This is a genomic window from Neptuniibacter sp. QD34_54 (assembly GCF_047778055.1).
In the GTDB taxonomy this organism is placed as follows: Bacteria; Pseudomonadota; Gammaproteobacteria; order Pseudomonadales; family Balneatricaceae; genus Neptuniibacter.
The window spans coordinates 3219686-3237723 of record NZ_CP180546.1 but is presented as its reverse complement, the minus strand read 5'-3'; the positions used below and the strand labels follow the sequence as shown (position 1 = coordinate 3237723).

16 protein-coding genes are annotated in these 18038 nt (G+C 44.5%); 13 read left to right on the top strand and 3 right to left on the bottom strand.

The window, feature by feature from the left end; genetic code table 11:
• Nucleotides 1-7: 7 nt before the first annotated feature.
• The 11 genes from flgL to fadA all read left to right on the top strand — a co-directional run bounded on the left by flgL (nt 8) and on the right by fadA (nt 12934).
• Nucleotides 8-1246, top strand: a complete 1239-nt coding sequence (gene flgL / locus ACMXYP_RS14760; RefSeq protein ID WP_415882395.1) for a flagellar hook-associated protein FlgL — start codon at nt 8-10, stop codon at nt 1244-1246.
• Nucleotides 1247-1541: 295 nt separating this feature from the next.
• Nucleotides 1542-3329, top strand: a complete 1788-nt coding sequence (locus ACMXYP_RS14755; RefSeq protein ID WP_415882394.1) for an acyl-CoA dehydrogenase C-terminal domain-containing protein — start codon at nt 1542-1544, stop codon at nt 3327-3329.
• A 13-nt stretch (nt 3330-3342) separates the two neighbouring features.
• Complete coding sequence (locus ACMXYP_RS14750; RefSeq protein ID WP_415882393.1) at nt 3343-3771, top strand: SCP2 sterol-binding domain-containing protein; 429 nt, start codon at nt 3343-3345, stop codon at nt 3769-3771.
• Between the two features lie 49 nt (nt 3772-3820).
• Complete coding sequence (locus ACMXYP_RS14745) at nt 3821-5491, top strand: AMP-binding protein (RefSeq protein ID WP_415882392.1); 1671 nt, start codon at nt 3821-3823, stop codon at nt 5489-5491.
• 25 nt (nt 5492-5516) lie between these two features.
• On the top strand, nt 5517-6089 hold the full coding sequence (locus ACMXYP_RS14740) for a DUF2889 domain-containing protein (RefSeq protein WP_415882391.1): 573 nt from the start codon (nt 5517-5519) through the stop codon (nt 6087-6089).
• Nucleotides 6089-6832 carry an enoyl-CoA hydratase-related protein gene (locus tag ACMXYP_RS14735; RefSeq protein ID WP_415882390.1) on the top strand — a complete coding sequence of 248 codons (744 nt, stop codon included), beginning with the start codon at nt 6089-6091 and terminating at the stop codon, nt 6830-6832. The genes ACMXYP_RS14740 and ACMXYP_RS14735 overlap by 1 nt, the downstream gene beginning before the upstream one ends.
• Before the next feature lie 103 nt (nt 6833-6935).
• Nucleotides 6936-7508, top strand: a complete 573-nt coding sequence (locus ACMXYP_RS14730) for a DUF3365 domain-containing protein (RefSeq protein WP_415882389.1) — start codon at nt 6936-6938, stop codon at nt 7506-7508.
• Nucleotides 7509-7824: 316 nt separating this feature from the next.
• Entirely contained in the window at nt 7825-8574 is a 750-nt protein-coding gene (locus tag ACMXYP_RS14725) for an electron transfer flavoprotein subunit beta/FixA family protein (protein ID WP_415882388.1), read from the top strand.
• Between the two features lie 12 nt (nt 8575-8586).
• The gene (locus tag ACMXYP_RS14720) at nt 8587-9516 is read left to right on the top strand and encodes an electron transfer flavoprotein subunit alpha/FixB family protein (RefSeq protein ID WP_415882387.1); all 930 of its coding nucleotides are present in this window, start codon (nt 8587-8589) and stop codon (nt 9514-9516) included.
• A 67-nt stretch (nt 9517-9583) separates the two neighbouring features.
• Entirely contained in the window at nt 9584-11746 is a 2163-nt protein-coding gene (fadB, locus tag ACMXYP_RS14715) for a fatty acid oxidation complex subunit alpha FadB (protein WP_415882386.1), read from the top strand.
• A 12-nt stretch (nt 11747-11758) separates the two neighbouring features.
• The gene (fadA, locus tag ACMXYP_RS14710) at nt 11759-12934 is read left to right on the top strand and encodes an acetyl-CoA C-acyltransferase FadA (protein WP_415882385.1); all 1176 of its coding nucleotides are present in this window, start codon (nt 11759-11761) and stop codon (nt 12932-12934) included.
• A gap of 693 nt (nt 12935-13627) precedes the next feature.
• Here the strand turns inward: fadA and ACMXYP_RS14705 are convergent.
• Both ACMXYP_RS14705 and ACMXYP_RS14700 read right to left on the bottom strand, forming a co-directional pair.
• Nucleotides 13628-14011, bottom strand: a complete 384-nt coding sequence (locus ACMXYP_RS14705) for a hypothetical protein (RefSeq protein WP_415882384.1) — start codon at nt 14009-14011, stop codon at nt 13628-13630.
• Between the two features lie 4 nt (nt 14012-14015).
• A complete protein-coding gene (locus ACMXYP_RS14700; RefSeq protein ID WP_415882383.1) occupies nt 14016-14447 on the bottom strand; it encodes a hypothetical protein in 432 nt (143 codons plus the stop codon).
• A 282-nt stretch (nt 14448-14729) separates the two neighbouring features.
• Between ACMXYP_RS14700 and ACMXYP_RS14695 the strand changes: the two genes are divergently transcribed.
• Nucleotides 14730-15875 carry a hypothetical protein gene (locus tag ACMXYP_RS14695; protein WP_415882382.1) on the top strand — a complete coding sequence of 382 codons (1146 nt, stop codon included), beginning with the start codon at nt 14730-14732 and terminating at the stop codon, nt 15873-15875.
• Nucleotides 15876-15965: 90 nt separating this feature from the next.
• On the opposite strand, the gene ACMXYP_RS14690 is transcribed toward ACMXYP_RS14695, so the two are convergent.
• Nucleotides 15966-17138 carry a PilT/PilU family type 4a pilus ATPase gene (locus tag ACMXYP_RS14690; protein WP_415882381.1) on the bottom strand — a complete coding sequence of 391 codons (1173 nt, stop codon included), beginning with the start codon at nt 17136-17138 and terminating at the stop codon, nt 15966-15968.
• 151 nt (nt 17139-17289) lie between these two features.
• Between ACMXYP_RS14690 and ACMXYP_RS14685 the strand changes: the two genes are divergently transcribed.
• On the top strand, nt 17290-17943 hold the full coding sequence (locus ACMXYP_RS14685) for a DUF1826 domain-containing protein (protein WP_415882380.1): 654 nt from the start codon (nt 17290-17292) through the stop codon (nt 17941-17943).
• The last annotated feature ends 95 nt before the right edge of the window (nt 17944-18038 follow it).

Below are 18038 nucleotides of genomic sequence, written 5' to 3'. Positions count from 1 at the left end.
ATAGCAAATGAGAATCTCTACCCAACAAGTATTTTTAAGCAATATTGATAACTTAAATAAAAGCAGTGCGGATCTCTTTAAGTCTCAGCAACAGCTCGCAACTGGTAAGCGAGTGCTGCAGCCTTCCGATGACCCTTTAGCATCAGCTCAGATTCAAAAATTTAAAAAAGAGATTGCGCGCACAGAGCAATTTTCAGGAAACATTGAGGTTGCTGAACGTCGACTGGAATTGGAAGAGATTACAATCGAACAGATTAACAATCAGTCCATACGTCTGCGTGAATTAACTATTCAAGGTAAAAACGGAACACTGAGTGATACCGATCGTCAGGTTATTGCTTCAGAGGTTGATGAAATTATTAAATCTCTTGATAGCTTGATGAATACTAAGGATGTCCAAGGTGAATTCCTGTTTGCCGGCAATAAAGGTTTTACTCAACCCTATACCCTCGGGCCATCTGGGCGTTATGAATTCAATGGTGATGATGGACAGCGTTTTTTGCAGGTAGGTCCCGAAAATAAGGTGGCCTCGACTGATTCTGGGTTTGAGATTTTTGAGAAAGTTCCTCCCGTTCCTGGGTATCTGATAGAAAATGTCACCCAAACAACAAATACTATTGGTGAAGTGGATATCCAAGGTGGAAACGCTGAAACCTTTGGCGAGTATATGGTCGCAAATGGGCCATTAAGCATTACGGTTAATGCGGGTAACCTAGAAATAACGGATAAAAATGGTGATTTTGTAACCCCAGATGATCCAGCTGTGGTGATGGATGGAACGTATGCTCTTCCGGCGGGGACATCTACAGTAAGGATTGCAGGTGTTGATATTGAGATCAATGCCGCAAATGCAGGAACAGCAGAATTAGATGTTTTTGATCAGCACAATATCTTGAATACGGCTCTAGATTTAAAAGAGGCGTTAGATACGGCAGATTTTTCTACTACTCAAGGCAAGAATGAGTTTCTGGAACGAATGGATCATATTCTAGAGAATCTAGCTGGGGTTGAAGAAAAGAATATTGCATCGCGAGCAAGTATTGGTGGCCGATTAAATGCTCTAGAGCAACAGGACCTTGTAAATGAAGACTATAAACTTTTCACTGAAGAGGCTCTGTCTTCATTCGAAGATCTAGATTATAACGAAGCGATTAGCCGCTTTGCTCTGCAAGAAACGGCACTTCAAGCATCTTATGCAAGTTTTGCCAAGGTCCAAGATCTGAGCTTATTTAATTACATTAACTAAAAGTTTTATCACTTAAAGAGCCGGCACTTAGCCGGCTTTTTTGTCTTTATATTGCGGTGCAATATGGCTGTGACGAAATATGTCATTGCTAGTGATCTTAAATGCCATGTAATAGCCCCTTTTTACAGTAAATAAAGCGCTGTCTAATATTGGCTGCCATTTTTTGTCACTAAAACTGGTAAGTTTTGTTATTGGCGGATTACGACCTTTGAACCATTCTTAAATACATACTGTATTGGTGCTCGGCACCACTTATCCGCATCAGCGGAGCGATAATAAGAATGAGGAAAACGTCATGCCAGAATACAAAGCTCCCCTCCGTGATATGGACTTCGTGTTAAACGAAGTGCTTAACGCTGAGCAGCATTACCAGAGTCTTTCAGGTTGCGAGGATGCTACGCCTGATATGGTAGCCGCGATCATGGAAGAAGGTGCTAAGTTTGCTGAGCGTGTTCTTTCTCCGTTAAACCAGATTGGTGATCAGCAGGGTTGTCAGTGGGATGACGGTGCCGTAAAAACACCTGAAGGTTTTAAAGAAGCTTACGACCAGTTTGTTGAAGGTGGTTGGCCATCACTAGCACATGAAGCTGAATACGGCGGCCAAGGCCTGCCAGAATCTATCGGCATCATTGTGAATGAAATGGTCGGTACGGCTAACTGGTCTTGGAGTATGTATCCAGGTCTAAGCCATGGTGCAATGAATACTCTACATGCCCATGGTACAGAAGATCAGAAACAAATTTACCTGACTAAATTGGTATCCGGCGAATGGACGGGCACTATGTGTCTAACTGAGCCTCACTGTGGTACTGACTTAGGTATGCTGCGCACTAAAGCAGAACCTCAAGGCGATGGCAGCTACAAGATCTCTGGTACCAAAATCTTTATCTCTGCCGGTGAACACGATATGGCAGACAACATTGTGCATATCGTATTGGCACGTCTGCCGGATGCGCCTGAAGGTACCAAAGGTATCTCTCTATTTATCGTTCCTAAGCACCTGCCAGAAACTATAGGTACAGATAACGGTGTTAGTTGTGGCTCTCTAGAGCACAAGATGGGTATTCACGGTAATGCGACTTGTGTCATGAACTTTGATGAGGCGACGGGTTACCTAATTGGGCCAGAGAATAAAGGCCTTAACTGCATGTTTACCTTTATGAACACTGCGCGTCTAGGTACAGCATTACAGGGCTTGGCGCATGCAGAATGGGGCTTTCAAAACTCATTAGTGTATGCCAAAGATCGTTTGCAGATGCGCGCTCTAAATGGCCCTGCTAACCCAGAAAAAGCGGCCGATCCAATTATTGTACACCCTGAAGTTCGTAAAATGTTGCTGACTCAGAAGGCTTTTGCTGAAGGTGGTCGTGCAATGATCTACTACTGTGCTCAGCTGGTAGATAAGGTTGAACGAGCTGAAGGCGATGAGAAAAAACAAGCCGATGCATTGCTTGCCTTCCTAACTCCGATCGCAAAAGCATTCCTAACTGAAGTTGGTTTCGAATCCGCTAACCACGGTCTTCAAGTCTTTGGTGGTCATGGCTTTATCGCAGAGTGGGGTATGGAGCAAAACGTACGTGATAGCCGTATCTCAATGCTGTATGAGGGTACCACTCAGATCCAAGCTTTAGATTTGCTAGGCCGTAAGGTATTGATGACTCAAGGAGAATCTCTAAAAGGCTTTACTAAAATCCTGCATAAGTTCTGTCAGGCTGAATCTGACAACAGCGATCTACAGCAGTTCATCAAACCGCTAACTGAGCTGAATAAAGAGTGGGGTGATCTCACTATGAAGATCGGTATGAAAGCGATGCAAAACCGCGATGAGGTGGGTGCTGCTTCTGTCGATTACCTCATGTACTCAGGTTATGTTGTATTGGGTTACTTCTGGGCGCGTATGGCTAAAGTGGCTCAAGAAAAGTTAGCTGCAGGTGAAGGTGATGCTGCTTTCTACCAAGCTAAACTGACTACAGCACGTTTCTATTTCCAACGAATCCTGCCGCGTACTCGTGGTTTGGTTGAAACAATGCAATCAGGGGCAGATAACCTGATGGATATGGATCAAGAACACTTTGCTTTCTAGTCGAGGTATAGACGTGAAGAAAGCACTTAATAATCCAGTAGGCCGCACGCTTTTACGCGGCCTCTTAAAACTCAACGCAAAACGTTATGCGTTAAAGAATAAAAATGACAAAGAGGTATCTGAAATGTCCGACTTGAATGCAGTTTTTACTGAAATGAAAAATCGTTTTAATGCCGATGCTGCAGCTGACACAGATGCAATTTTTCAGTATGACATTAGCGATGGTGACTCTTGGTTTGTGACAGTGAAAGAGGGTAGCTGTGATGTGGCGGAAGGTGTTAGTGATGACGCTACCGTGACATTGACAATGGACTCTATTACTCTCGAAGAGATCATGTCGGGTGAAACGGATGGTATGCAGGCGTTCATGGCGGGTCGAGTACAAGCTGATGGTGACATTATGCTAGCGACAAAATTGGCTGTACTTTTTCCCGTAGCCTAAAATTACCGACATAGATCCCTTATAAAAATAATTACATGAGGAACCTTAGATGCAGCAACTTCCTGCCGCCGATACAATTCCGGCTGATATAAATCATTACGGTTTTAAAACTGTTCCAGATGTTCTTGCGCATGTGCAAAAGAACTTTGGCCCAAAACCGGCATTTACCAGCTTTGGACGCACGATTGATTACAACGAATTGGATCGTTTATCCGCGGCGTTTGCTGTTTATCTTCAGCAAGAAACCAACTTGCAGCCAGGTGATAGGGTAGCGATCCAGCTACCTAACCTGATTCAGTACCCTATTGTGTTATTTGGTATTTTGCGTGCAGGGCTGGTGGTTGTGAACACCAACCCGCTTTATACCCCGCAAGAGATGCAGCACCAGTTTAACGACTCTGGTGCGAAGGCGTTGATTATCCACAAGAGCATGGCCCACAATGCTGAAAAGATTTTGGATAAGACGCAGATTGAAACCCTGTTTGTGACCCAAGTAGGGGATCTACACGATTTTATTAAGCGTAATCTTCTCAATGCTGCGGTTAAGTACTTGAAGAAGATGGAGCCTGATTACAATCTGCCTCAAGCGATTCCGCTTCGTTCCGCATTCTACAAATATGATGGTCAGCAACCGAATCCAGTCAAAGTTGAATCCTCTGATGTTGCTGTCTTGCAGTATACCGGTGGTACAACGGGCGTTTCTAAAGGCGCGATCCTAACTCACGCCAATCTTATCTCTAACATGCTACAAGCACAGGAGCGTTTAACCGTTCCCGGTGTTGATTGGACTGAAACGGTGATCTCACCGCTACCGCTTTATCATATCTACGCTTTCACCGTTGCTCAGGTGGTTTCGTTGATGGGTGGTCATAGTGTCTTGATTCCAAACCCAAGGGATATTCCAGGGTTTATTAAAGAGATGCAGAAGTGGCGCATGAGTACTTTTGTTGGTCTAAATACGCTGTTTGTTGCGCTGTGTAACGATGAAAACTTTGCCCAAGTCGATTTCAGTAACCTGAAATTTACAGCGTCAGGTGGTATGGCGCTGAATCCTTCTACGGCGGTGCTTTGGAAAGATAAAACCGGTTGTGACGTTATAGAGGGCTACGGCCTAACCGAAACCTCTCCAGCGGTGTGTTTCAACCCACCCGATGATAACCGCACTGGCACAATCGGGCTGCCGATGGTTCACACCGATGTTCGTATTATTGGTACGGATGGTCAGGACGTGGTCCAAGGTGAAGCCGGCGAACTTTGTGTTAAAGGCCCGCAGGTTATGCGAGGTTACTGGCAAAGAGAAGAGGCGACCGCTTCCTCATTTACCGATGATGGTTACTTTATCACCGGGGATATCGCCACGATTGATGAGGAAGGCTATTTCCGCATCGTCGATCGTGCTAAAGATATGATCATCGTATCTGGTTTTAATGTCTATCCAAATGAAGTAGAAGATGTCATTACCCAGCACCCTGATGTTGTGGAATGTGCAGCTATTGGCATTCCAGATGATAAGACTGGCGAGATCGTTAAAGTCTTCGTGGTTAGCAATAATCCTGATCTATCCCGTGAGGATGTTAGGGATTGGTGTAAAGATAAACTGACTCGCTACAAGGTTCCAAAGCAAGTCGAGTTTGCTGAAGATCTGCCAAAATCCAATGTCGGTAAGGTGCTTCGTCGTCTGCTAAAACCTTCTGCAGATGATAATGCCAACGCAGCTTAAAGCAGAATAAAGGGAACTGATAAGTATGCCTTTATCTCGACCAACTCGGCGTGAAACTCATCATAATCGAACTGTGATGTGTAATGGTTATCTTCGTGATGATGGTTTATGGGATATTGAAGCCCGTATGACCGATGTTAAAACGCGAGATGTGGATAACCCTGAGCGCGGTGGTTATGTTCCAGCAGGCGAAGCGTTTCATGATATGAGCATTCGCCTGACCCTCGATAAAGGTCTACTGATCAAACAGGTCGAAGCTTGTATAGATTATTCTCCGTTTCGAATCTGTAAAAAAGTTGGTGCAGCTTATGCGCAACTTCAAGGTACACGTATTGGGCCTGGCTGGCTGCGTATAGCTAAAGATCGTGTAGGTGGTGTTGCGGGTTGTACGCATATGAATGAACTTTTACCTGTTCTGGCGACGACTGCGATCCAATCTATCTGGCCGAGTAGCGATAAAGATGTTCTCGCTCAAGGTGCTGAGTTTATGCTTGATAGTTGTCATTCATGGGGGCGAAGCAGTGAGATGGTTCGCGAATACCTGCCAGAACATTATCAGCCTGCGACAACCGTTAATGTAGTAGAGGAGCCTAAATAGTGGCTACCGTTTTAACCGAAAAGCAGGGTTCTGTTTTCGAGATAAATCTAAACCGACCAGATAAGAAAAATGCGCTGACATTGGCAATGTATGTCGAAATGACGACGTTACTAAAGCAAGCAGCGGAAGACCCTAATGTTCACGTCGTGTTATTTCGAGCGCAAGGTCAGTCTTTCTGTGCTGGAAATGATATTAGCGATTTTGTATCTGCAGCGCATAACCCTAATATTCTGCAAGATGTATTGGTGTTTTTGCATACATTGGCAAGCTTTCCCAAGCCAATCATCGCAGCGGTGCATGGCGATGCTGTTGGTATAGGCACGACCATGCTCTTGCATTGTGACCTCGTTGTGTCTGCAGATAATCTGCGGTGTAAAATGCCGTTTGTGCAGTTAGGCTTAATACCTGAAGGAGCGTCTACTTTGTTGTTTCCGCAACTAGTAGGTCACCGACTCGCTTTTGAACTGCTGGTTGAAGGTCGAAGTTTTGATGCTATAAAAGCTGAACAACTTGGTATTGTTAATCAAATCACAGAACCGGATCTGCTCCTAGAAACAGCTCGAAATCGTGCTAAAAAGTTAGCTGATAGCCCTGTTGATTCGGTGATTGCAGCTAAACAGTTGATGAAAGCCGAAACCTTAAAGTCTGTTCACCAAGTGATTGATAGTGAAGGGGCGTTGTTTTATCAGCGCTTGTTATCTGAAGAAGCGCAAAAGGCATTTATGGCCTTCCTACAAAAATAATATGCATTTTTAATATATGGATCTTAAATATTAGTATTTACTAATCTATATGAAATTGTATAATGGCCTCATCTTATGAACACCCTAACCAGTGAGGTCCAAGGTGAAAGCACTCTTCTTTACTGCTGCTCTAGCGGCTGCCCTTCCGGTTCAAGCGGAACAATTCTCGGTAAATATTCCTGAACTGCAGAACGAAGCTAAAGGTGTCATTAAAGAGCTAGCGACAACGCTTGGTTCAGAACTCAAAGCGGCTAAAAAAGAGGGCGGTGCTATTGCTGCCATCAACGTGTGTAATACCAAGGCTGAAGGCCTTACAAAAAGCGTGAATGATAATTCTGAATGGCATGTTGAGCGTACTAGTTTAAAACTACGTAACCCGCAAAATGCACCTGATCAGTGGGAAAAGGCAATTCTTGAACAGTTTGAATCCAAAGCGAAGCAAGGGGCTAATCTAAAAACCTTAGGTTTCTCGCAAGTTGTCGTAGACGAAGAAGGCAGAAAAGTATTCCGCATGATGAAGGCGATCCCCGTCGCTGATCAATGCTTAGCTTGTCATGGTTCCAAAATTAAACCAGAGATAGCTGAGCAACTTCAGACCCTTTACCCAGAAGACAAAGCGACAGGTTTTTCCACAGGCGATCTTCGTGGTGCTTTCAGTTTAAAAAAATATTTATAAGATAAATTGGATTATAAAAAGGGCTTGTTAGCCCTTTTTTAATGCCTGTCTTTTTCGTCATTGCCAAAAAAGGTAACTTTTTTGATACCTTTTGATTGTATTTGTTTGCGCTTGATCCTGCCTTAAGCCCTTTGTTTACGGGGCTTTGATTAATATTGCTATTTTTTGTTAGCAATGTAGCTGCTTTTTGTCATTGTTGAATTTCAGTCTGAGACTAAGATTTATACATAGCTTGGGGAATGAGCTTCCCTCTATGAAAGTAACCCTATTTTCTTATGTGTACGGGTTACCAAAATAACAATACAAAGAGGCGGTTATGAAAGTACTGGTTGCCGTAAAACGTGTGATTGACTACAACGTCAAAGCTCGTGTCAAAGCAGATAACAGTGATGTCGATTTAGCTAACGTGAAAATGGCTCTTAATCCATTTTGCGAGATAGCAATTGAAGAGGCTGTACGTTTAAAAGAAGCGGGTACAGCGAATGAAGTTGTCGTTGTTTCTATTGGTAATAAGAGCTGCGAAGAGCAGATCCGTACAGCGCTAGCATTGGGTGCCGACCGCGGTATCCGTGTCGATGTCGAAACCAAACCTGATTCCCTTTCTGTCGCTAAGCTATTAGCCAAAATTGTAGAAAAAGAAGCGCCGGGCATGGTGATTCTTGGCAAGCAAGCGATCGATTCTGATAACAACCAAACCGGTCAAATGTTGGCTGCTCTGTTAGATCGCCCACAAGGTACCTTCGCATCAGAAGTTGAGGTAACTGGCGATAGCATCAACGTCACCCGTGAAATCGACGGTGGTTTGCAAACGGTCAACCTGGCTATACCAGCAGTTGTAACAACCGATCTACGTCTTAATGAACCACGTTACGCATCCCTGCCAAACATTATGAAAGCGAAGCGTAAACCGCTTGATGTCCTAACGACTGATGAACTGGGCGTGTCGGTAGCGAGTAATCTGCAGCTACTACGCGTTGATCCGCCATCAGAGCGTCAAGCAGGCATCAAAGTTAGCTCTGTAGATGAGCTAGTCGAAAAACTACGTAATGACGCTAAAGTAATTTAAGGGGGTGATCAGATGACTATTCTTGTAATTGCCGAACATGATAATAACGAGCTTAAACCTGTAACCCTCAATACCTTAGCTGCTGCAAATGCGATTGGTGGTGATGTTCACCTGCTAGTTGCAGGTGCTAACTGTCAGGCAGTTGCGGATGCGGCGGCACAAGTATCAAGTGTGAGTAAAGTTCTATTGGCTGATAACGCGGCTTATGAACATCAGCTGGCAGAAAATATCAGTAAGTTGGTGCTAACGGTTGCTGCTGACTATAGCCACATCCTGGCTTCTGCAACGACAACAGGTAAGAACTTCCTACCGCGCGTTGCAGCACTGCTAGATGTAAATCAGATCTCAGACATTATTGCCGTAGAAGCAGCGGATACCTTCAAACGTCCGATCTATGCCGGTAATGCTATTGCGACAGTACAGTCCAGTGATAGCACTAAAGTTATAACCGTTCGTGGTACAGCCTTTGATCCTGTCGCTAGCAGTGGTGGTTCTGCAGAGATCGTAAGCCTTGCAGAATCATGCGATAGCGGCCTATCTAGCTTTGTTTCTGAAGAGCTGGCGAAAAGTGATCGTCCAGAACTAACCGCTGCTTCAGTAGTAATCTCCGGTGGTCGTGGTATGGGCAACGGTGACAACTTCGAACTACTTAACAAAGTGGCGGACAAGCTTGGTGCTGCGGTTGGTGCGTCTCGTGCAGCGGTTGATGCCGGCTTTGTACCAAACGACATGCAGGTTGGTCAGACCGGCAAAATGGTCGCGCCAGAGTTGTATATCGCAGTGGGTATCTCTGGTGCGATCCAGCACTTAGCCGGTATGAAAGATTCCAAAATCATTGTTGCGATCAACAAAGATGAAGAAGCCCCAATTTTTCAGGTGGCTGATTACGGGCTGGTGGCCGACTTGTTCGATGCCGTGCCTGAGCTAGAGAGTAAGCTGTAAACAGCATAACTAAAAAGCGCTTAGGCACTTCGCCAAGCCAAAAATAAAAATAGACGGAGCAACTTAGATGCTTTTCGAAGGACAATCGATTTACGTACAGTCGATCGAAGACGGGATCTACGATGTGGTGTTTGACCGCAAAGGCGATGCTGTTAATAAACTCGATCAGGCGACTTTGGCTGAACTGCGCGAAGCGGTAAATGCCCTGTGTAACCTAGATGATATTCGTGGTGTGATTTTCTCCAGTGCCAAAGACTGCTTTATTGTTGGCGCGGATATCACCGAATTTATGGGCTTTTTCTCCGCTGAAGATGAAGACTTGATTGCAGGCTTGATGGATATCCACAGCCTACTGAATCAGATCGAAGATATGGGCTGCCCAACGGTCACTGCGATTAATGGCCTATGCCTAGGTGGCGGTTTTGAATTGGCGTTATCCACAGATTACCGTGTAATGAGCGATCAAGCCAAAGTAGGTCTGCCTGAGGTTAAGCTAGGTATCTACCCAGGTTGGGGCGGCACAGTTCGTCTACCACGCTTAATTGGTGTGGATAACGCCAATGAGTGGATCTGCGCGGGTGCTGAGAAGCGCCCTGATGCAGCACTTAAAGATGGCGGTGTAGATGCGGTTGTAACCGGCGATCAGGTTAAAGCTGCGGCTCTAGATCTACTGAAAGGTTGTATCGAGGGCAAGTTTGATTACCAAGCGCGCCGTGAAGAGAAGAAAACGCCGATCAAACTAAATCAGGTTGAACAGATGATGGCGTTTGAATCTGCAAAAGGTGTAATCGGTGGTAAGGCGGGGCCTCACTACCCTGCACCAATGGCTGCGCTGAAAACGATTCAAAAGCACGCGAATCTTCCTCGTGAGAAAGCGAACGAGATCGAAGCTAAAGGCTTTGTGAAAGTTGCGAAAACTGATGTGTGCGCATCCCTTGTTGGTCTATTTATGAAAGACCAATACATCAAGAAAGTCAGCAAAGGTTTTGAGAGTAAAGCCGAGCCTGTTAAAAAGGCCGCTGTGCTGGGTGCCGGTATTATGGGTGGTGGTGTTGCTTACCAATCTGCCTCTAAAGGTACGCCTATCTTGATGAAAGATATCAATGATGCGGCGCTTCAGTTAGGTCTGGATGAAGCGACTAAACTGCTGAACAAACGCGTATCTCGTGGCCGTATGGATGCGATGAAAATGGCATCGGTGCTAAACAACATTACGCCAACGCTTAACTACGGTGATTTCGGTAGCGTTGACCTTGTGGTCGAAGCGGTTGTTGAAAATCCTAATGTGAAGAAAGCCGTGCTTGCTGAAGTTGAAGGCACGCTGCCAGAAGGCGCGGTACTGACCTCTAACACTTCTACTATCTCTATTACTGAGTTGGCAACAGCGCTTAAAAATCCAGAGAACTTCTGTGGTATGCACTTCTTCAACCCTGTGCATCAAATGCCGCTAGTGGAAGTTATTCGCGGTGAGAAAACCTCTGAAGATGCAGTAGCTCGTACAGTTGCTTACGCAAAAGCGATGGGTAAAACCCCAATCGTTGTAAATGATTGCCCAGGCTTCTTAGTTAACCGTATTTTGTTCCCTTACTTTGGTGGCTTTACTGCACTACTTGAAGATGGTGCGGACTTTAAGCAAGTCGATAAAGTGATGGAAGGCTTCGGTTGGCCGATGGGTCCTGCCTACCTTCTAGACGTAGTCGGTATCGATACTGCGCACCATGCAGATAGCGTGATGGCAGCTGGTTTCCCTGATCGCATGAGTCATGAAGGTGAAAACGTTATCGACCGTATGTTCTCCCTAGAGCGCTTCGGTCAGAAAAACAGTAAAGGCTTCTACCGTTACGAGCTGGATCGTAAAGGCAAGCCGAAGAAAATTGTGGATGAAGAAGTACCAGCAATGCTTGATGGCATTGCCAAAGAAACGCGTGAGTTCAGCGATGAAGAGATCATCGAGCGCATGATGATTCCTCTATGTATCGAAACCGTTCGCTGCTTGGAAGATGGCATTGTTGCCAGCCCTGCAGAAGCGGATATGGGCTTGATCTACGGTATTGGTTTCCCTCCATTCCGTGGCGGTGCACTGCACTATCTGGATCAGATTGGTTTAGCTGAGTTCTGTGCTATGGCACAGAAATACGAGGGTCTAGGGCCGTTGTATCAGCCAACCGACAAGATGAAACAGATGGCCGCTGCTGGCGAAACATACTTTCCACAAAATGCTCAGGGTTAAGGGGTAAAGATCATGAACTTGAAACCAAATGATGTAGTCATCGTTGACGGTGTTCGTACCCCGATGGGTAAATCAAAAAATGGCTCGTTCCGCAATGTTCGTGCCGAAGCGCTATCAGCTGCGGTCATCAAAGCACTGTTAGAGCGTAACTCAGCGCTAAACTCTGCAGACATCGAAGATGTGATGTGGGGCTGTGTTAACCAGACGAAAGAGCAGGGCTTCAATATCGGTCGAAATGCTGCACTGCTAGCAGGTCTTCCTCATACGGTGGCGGCACAAACGATCAACCGCCTATGTGGTTCGTCTATGGCAGCACTGCATGCAGCAGCCCAAGGCATTATGACAGGCAATGGCGATATCTTTATTGCGGGTGGTGTGGAGCATATGGGCCATGTATCCATCATGCACGGTGTTGATATCAATGCTGAGATGTCCAAAAAAGTGGCTAAAGCAGCGATGATGATGGGCGTAACAGCAGAGATGCTAGGCAAGATGAACGGTATCAACCGTCAAATGCAGGATGAGTTCGCAGCCCGATCTCACCGTCTAGCACATCAAGCACATCTGGATGGCCTATGGGATAGCGAAATTATCGCGGTCGAAGGTCACGATGAAAACGGCTTTAAGTCGCTAGTCGAAGCGGATGAGGTTATCCGTCCAGAAACTACAGTTGAAACACTAGGTGCACTTAAGCCGGTGTTTGTACCTAAAGTGGGTACAGTAACTGCAGGTTCTTCTTCAGCATTCTCTGATGGTGCTTCTGCATTATTGGTGATGTCAGCGGCTAAAGCAGAAGAGCTAGGCCTAACACCACGTGCACGTATCGTGAGTATGGCAGTAGCGGGTTGTGATCCATCAATTATGGGTTATGGACCAGTACCAGCCACTCAGAAAGCACTTAAACGCGCAGGTCTTAGCATCGAAGATATCGACTATGTCGAGCTTAACGAAGCTTTCGCAGCGCAAGGTCTATCTGTACTTAAAGGGCTAAAATTGCTCGATAAGATGGAAGATAAAGTAAACCTAAAAGGTGGTGCGATCGCTCTAGGTCATCCACTTGGATGCTCAGGCTCACGAATCACTAACACTCTAATGAACGTGCTAGAACAACAGGACGGAACCTTAGGTCTAGCGACCATGTGTATAGGCATGGGACAGGGGATCTCTACCGTGATTGAAAGGGTGTGATCCACCCGCATTTCTTCTTCGCGACTTCACTCTAAGCTATATCTTGCCCCGCTTTTTTAGCGGGGCTTTTTTGGTTTTGAAGGCGGTGGAAAGCTGCTTAAAACGGGGTTGTGCGGCTAAATGCGGAATAGATCTGTAGAGAGGTGGAAGTGTTTGTTAGTTAGACATAATAAGTCCAAGAAGGATTAGGTCTGTTAGCGACACATTGAAGTCATTGCTTATCAGCATGCTTCACTGAACTATAACTATTGAGCAAATGATAAAAGACATCATGAAAACCAAGAAACGTAACAATGGGTTTGATCCTTGTTTTAAGTGCTCCCCTCCATACGGAGTAAACATTGTTTGCCCTAACAGATATGATGCGACCCAATGAAAAAAGCACAGATAAAAAAATAAAGATACAAACCACTCACCCATGCTCTGCAATGGAGGATCTTTAAGAATCTGAGATACTACAAATGCTCCTAATCCAATAGACCAAACAGCAATAACCTTGCTATTCACCACCATTATTTTCTTCCTTGAGTGAATTACAGACCAGAGTAGTACTCTACATCAGGTTTAGCATAATTTATGTAAGAAAACTCATGATACCAATGAAGGAGTAATGTCTGCTAATGGCACAAAGCTGCCTTTATAGATCACATTAGTTTAGGGCAATAAAAAGCTATTTAATTAGAAGGAGTCTGCTCACCCAACCTGAAGTAGCTTTTTAGCTTCGTCATCTGTTAACCCTTCACCTACATGCAGCTTAACTTTAAACGCACCTGCACCTAAACCAAGTTCAGTGAAAATGCGTTCTTCTACTTCGCAAAGTCCGCCTTCAACCATATCCATAGGGTGGATAATTATTTGGGCGCTCTTTTTCATAAAGCCGCTGGGCATTACATCTTTTACGAGCTCTTTCAGCACAGGCTCTGCGGCGGAGAACTGGCCGACTAAAAGCCTCTCCGTGGTGAAAGGCTGCTCTGGAGTAGCGATCGTCCAAACGCTGTTTTCGGTTAGGTTTTTGATTTCAAATTTGTTCTTTCTAACTTTGAGATATAGATCAGCGACAAACAGTTTTTTGAGCATGGTATTAGTCTTTGTTTAAAGCGTCTTTGATTAGGCAATTCTGTAATTTTTCTTGAGAACTAGAGAGCATTTGCATTAGAGCTTGTTCGCTAAACTCGCCCGAAGCTATATCTTTGTAAATCATTGTTTCTAGCTTATTCGCGGTTGCTTTTAAATCGTCGCCATTAGTGATTGGATATATGCTTTGTTCCCAGTATTTTTTCGGATAGTGGGATACTGATTGAAACTGACATTTAGCTAGTTTTGGGGCCATACGTTTGGCTGCATCAATCTGTGTTTGTTCAGGTTGGTCTGCCATATTCTTTCGATAATTTTCCAGCAAAAGAGGCTCGGCTTGGTGGGCATAGTTACTGATGTAGCTAGATTCCAGGGTTTGTATTTCGGCGACTGCAGCGTTGCAAAAAAACAGCAGCAAAAGACATCCAAGTTTGTTCATACAAACGCCCTTATTAGAAGATTTATCCTGCATATACGGTTAACATCTTATCCACGTTAGAGTGTTTTTACACACTAATTTACCTTTTTGTTCGGTTTCTTATTCACAGGGAAAATGTGATTTATGCTTCCAGAGCTCTTTCTCGCTATACAGTTTCATTTTGCTTTTGATCTCAACATCGTCAGTGATGCGCCTTTACACCCAATGGTAAAAGAAGCGTTAGCTGATTAAGACCCTCTACCTGCATACGAAGATAATGCCTATGTTCATTTGCTGGGGCTGGTGGCAGGTGAAGGTGATGATAGTTTTGAGATAGGGAAAAAGCGGTTTATTCATCTAGAAAAGGCTGATATCGGTCACTACAACCAAGCGGATAAGGTTTATCCGGAAGAGAGTTGGACGAAATTATCAAAGGAAGACGGTTTATGTACATTTGAATACGGTGGACATGATTATAAAGACCAGCAGATATCCTGTATTCAGCAGATGAAAGCTTCATGTAATGAACAGGCTAGCTTAGTTAATAAGTATCAACATTTACTAGATCGGTACAGCAAGATCCTAAGTGCTTCTGAAGTTAAGTCACCTTCTAATACTAGCTTAATAGATATGAGTACTTTGACCGAATTTAGAATAGTTGGTGGTCTAGGAAACTATGAACGTTGGCATCGACATCAGTGTGCAGTGGATGTGGATAAAAACAAACTTGTGAATGAGGTGAATGTTCTAGGTAAGGATTTAAGGGCGTTCAAAGCAAGAGCTGATGATTTTACGACCAATATTTTCTTATTGGTTAAGCTGAAGGAATTCTATCGTTGGCAGGTTTTTGCTTATCGCAGTGGTTTTGAAGAGCTGCATCAACTGCCTACCGACTTCTTTGAATTACAAACAAAAGAAGAGTCGGGTCTAAGAAACGTTTTAATGCGCGAGATCGCTTGGCATGCTAAGTCCTTGGATAGCGCTTACCAAAAAGGCCTGTCAGACGCTGAGGATGATTGGAAAACCTCGCTGTTTTTCAAAAAGAACCTAACCATCAATGATTCAACCTTATCGTATAGGCAAGCTATTCTAGATTCAGAATTACCGATAAATAGATATGTGCAGGAACGCCTATCATATCGCTTAAAATCATTTATTAAATGGTGGCGCATTACGAATATCTTGGGTGAAATATTGAGTTCAGTGGCGCTCCCTAGGTTTGTGAACGTTGATGTTGATATGAATAATTTAGATTTAATTATCCGCCTATCAGATATAGCTATTAATCACTCTGAGTTAGTAGACAATAACCAGTTAAGTTCTTTGCCATTATCGAAACGTAACCCCTACGATAATTCCTTGCCTTACTTTGATGAGTCGGGAAAGTGGCTCTGTTTTAAAGTGCCTGAAGAATTGGATTCGAAGGATGAATGTATTTACCTTAACTAAGGCTCGGTAATGCAGAAAGGCCCCTAGCGGGGCTTGAATCTGGTTTTAGCCGGTTTTCTCTGCCTTATCCCGCTCTAGTCCGGTTTTTAATCAAACCTCTTCATCTTCATCCAATAGCTTAATCCCAGCTAGCGGATTATCTTCATCGAAGGATTGTTTTTCGGGTTCAGGTGCTGCATCGGTTTTTTCAGTTTTTTCATCCACCACCGAAAGGTTCATGCGAAGGCGCATATCGTTTGCTGAGTCGGCATTAACAATAGCTTGGTCTTGCGTGATCTTACCTTCGTCAAAGAGTTTGAACAGGGAGTCATCAAAGGTTTGCATGCCAGTGGTATCAGAACCCTTAGACATTACCTCTTTGATCCCTTTTACATCGCCTTTCATGATCAGTTCTTGGATACTGGAAGTACCTAGAAGTATCTCAATGGCTGCACAGCGTTTACCTTCAATGGTTGGAATCAGACGCTGAGAAACCACGGCTTTGAGGTTAAGCGCAAGGTCGTGGAAGATCTGTTTATGTCGTGCTTGTGGGAAGAAGTTAATAATACGATCAATCGCTTGGTTAGCGTTGTTCGCGTGTAGCGTGGAGATCGCTAAGTGACCCGTTTCAGCATAGGTCAGGCACTGTTCCATGGTTTCCTGATCTCGGATCTCGCCGATCAAAATTACATCGGGTGCTTGGCGCAGAGCGTTTTTCAGAGCGCTATGGAAGTTACGGGTATCAACCCCGACTTCACGCTGATTGATCAGCGACTTTCGGTGGTTGTGAACAAACTCGATCGGGTCTTCGATGGTGATGATATGCCCACCGCTATTACGGTTACGGTGATCAATCAGTGCAGCAAGAGATGTTGATTTACCCGAACCTGTCGCGCCAACAAACAGTACTAAGCCGCGTTTTTCCATAATCACATCTTTAAGGACGGGCGGTAGGCCTAAGTCTTCCATCTTAGGAATATCGGCTTTGATATTACGCGCGACCAGAGAGTATTGGTTTCGTTGCTTAAAGATGTTGATACGGTAACGCGCTACTTTGGGAATAGAGTAAGCGAGGTTCATCTCTAACTCTTCTTCGAAGGTGGCGCGTTGCTGCTCATCCATTAAGGAGTTTGCGATTGCTTCGATCTCACCAGGTTTATAAGGCTCTTTACTTAATGGCGTTAATTTACCTTCAAACTTTGCACAAGGTGGAGCGCCGGTAGTTAGGTAAAGGTCGGAGCCGTCACGTTTCGCCAAAATCGTAAGGTAATCCTTAAATTCCATAGGTGTCTGATCCTTATAATGTACAGAGGATTTATGTGGATATAGGACAAAGTCTAGTGGAAGAAAAACGGGGCGTCATCTTGAAATATTTTTTCTGAGTTATGTTATATGGTAACATTTCGCACTTTGCTGTTGATTGAAGGTATGGGCTGTGGCGCAGGAAGCTCTAGAAATTGAATCTGAGATGAGATTTGTCCAAGGGGTTACTCCCGAGGTTCTAACTCAGATTTATGATCAAGATGTACACCTCTGTAATTTTCAACGGGACTTGGCGCTCGATGTGGCGGGCTATTGCGAAGCGTTGTTGCAAACCGAGCATCTAAATATCAGAGCTGTTATTCAAGCCGATGATCCTTCAGCAGTTTTAAATAATCTATTACCAGAGCACTCAGGTAAGTCTGAATTTGTCGAAGATCTAGCTTTGATCATCGACATGTATGCTTGTTTGTTTGAGTTGGATGAAGTGGGTCTGCGCTTACAGGTTTTGGACCGTGCGATGTGCCCTCGCTTCCATACCGATAAGTTAGGTTGTCGTTTGGTAAGTGCTTACGCTGGTCAAGGGACTGAGTGGTTGGAAGATCCTTTGTTAGATCGGTCGAAATTAGGTGCGGGTAATGGTGGTTTGTCTGACGACAAGTCAGGCCTATACGGTAGTGAAGAACTGATACATCAAGCGCAAGCAGGTGATGTGTTACTGCTCAAGGGTGATGGGTGGTATGGCTTGGATGGAAAGGGTGTTGTACATCGCTCCCCAATGGTTCCTTCTGGGCAAAGTCGATTAGTCGCTACTTTGGATTTTGCATAGTTCACAGCCTGAAGTTGGGTTCTGAGCTGGTCGATAAATCTTCTAATTTAATTTGAAACATAACGAGCAGTTAGGTCTGTTTGTTATGATATATC

Bases quoted from the DNA above. Each gene is read 5' to 3' on its own strand.
- ACMXYP_RS14690 (WP_415882381.1), bottom strand. From the start codon at position 17,138: ATGGAATTTAAGGATTACCTTACGATTTTGGCGAAACGTGACGGCTCC.
- ACMXYP_RS14700 (WP_415882383.1), bottom strand. From the start codon at position 14,447: ATGAACAAACTTGGATGTCTTTTGCTGCTGTTTTTTTGCAACGCTGCA.
- ACMXYP_RS14740 (WP_415882391.1), top strand. From the start codon at position 5,517: ATGCCTTTATCTCGACCAACTCGGCGTGAAACTCATCATAATCGAACT.
- fadA (WP_415882385.1), top strand. From the start codon at position 11,759: ATGAACTTGAAACCAAATGATGTAGTCATCGTTGACGGTGTTCGTACC.
- ACMXYP_RS14755 (WP_415882394.1), top strand. From the start codon at position 1,542: ATGCCAGAATACAAAGCTCCCCTCCGTGATATGGACTTCGTGTTAAAC.
- fadB (WP_415882386.1), top strand. From the start codon at position 9,584: ATGCTTTTCGAAGGACAATCGATTTACGTACAGTCGATCGAAGACGGG.
- ACMXYP_RS14725 (WP_415882388.1), top strand. From the start codon at position 7,825: ATGAAAGTACTGGTTGCCGTAAAACGTGTGATTGACTACAACGTCAAA.
- ACMXYP_RS14720 (WP_415882387.1), top strand. From the start codon at position 8,587: ATGACTATTCTTGTAATTGCCGAACATGATAATAACGAGCTTAAACCT.
- flgL (WP_415882395.1), top strand. From the start codon at position 8: ATGAGAATCTCTACCCAACAAGTATTTTTAAGCAATATTGATAACTTA.
- ACMXYP_RS14705 (WP_415882384.1), bottom strand. From the start codon at position 14,011: ATGCTCAAAAAACTGTTTGTCGCTGATCTATATCTCAAAGTTAGAAAG.
- ACMXYP_RS14745 (WP_415882392.1), top strand. From the start codon at position 3,821: ATGCAGCAACTTCCTGCCGCCGATACAATTCCGGCTGATATAAATCAT.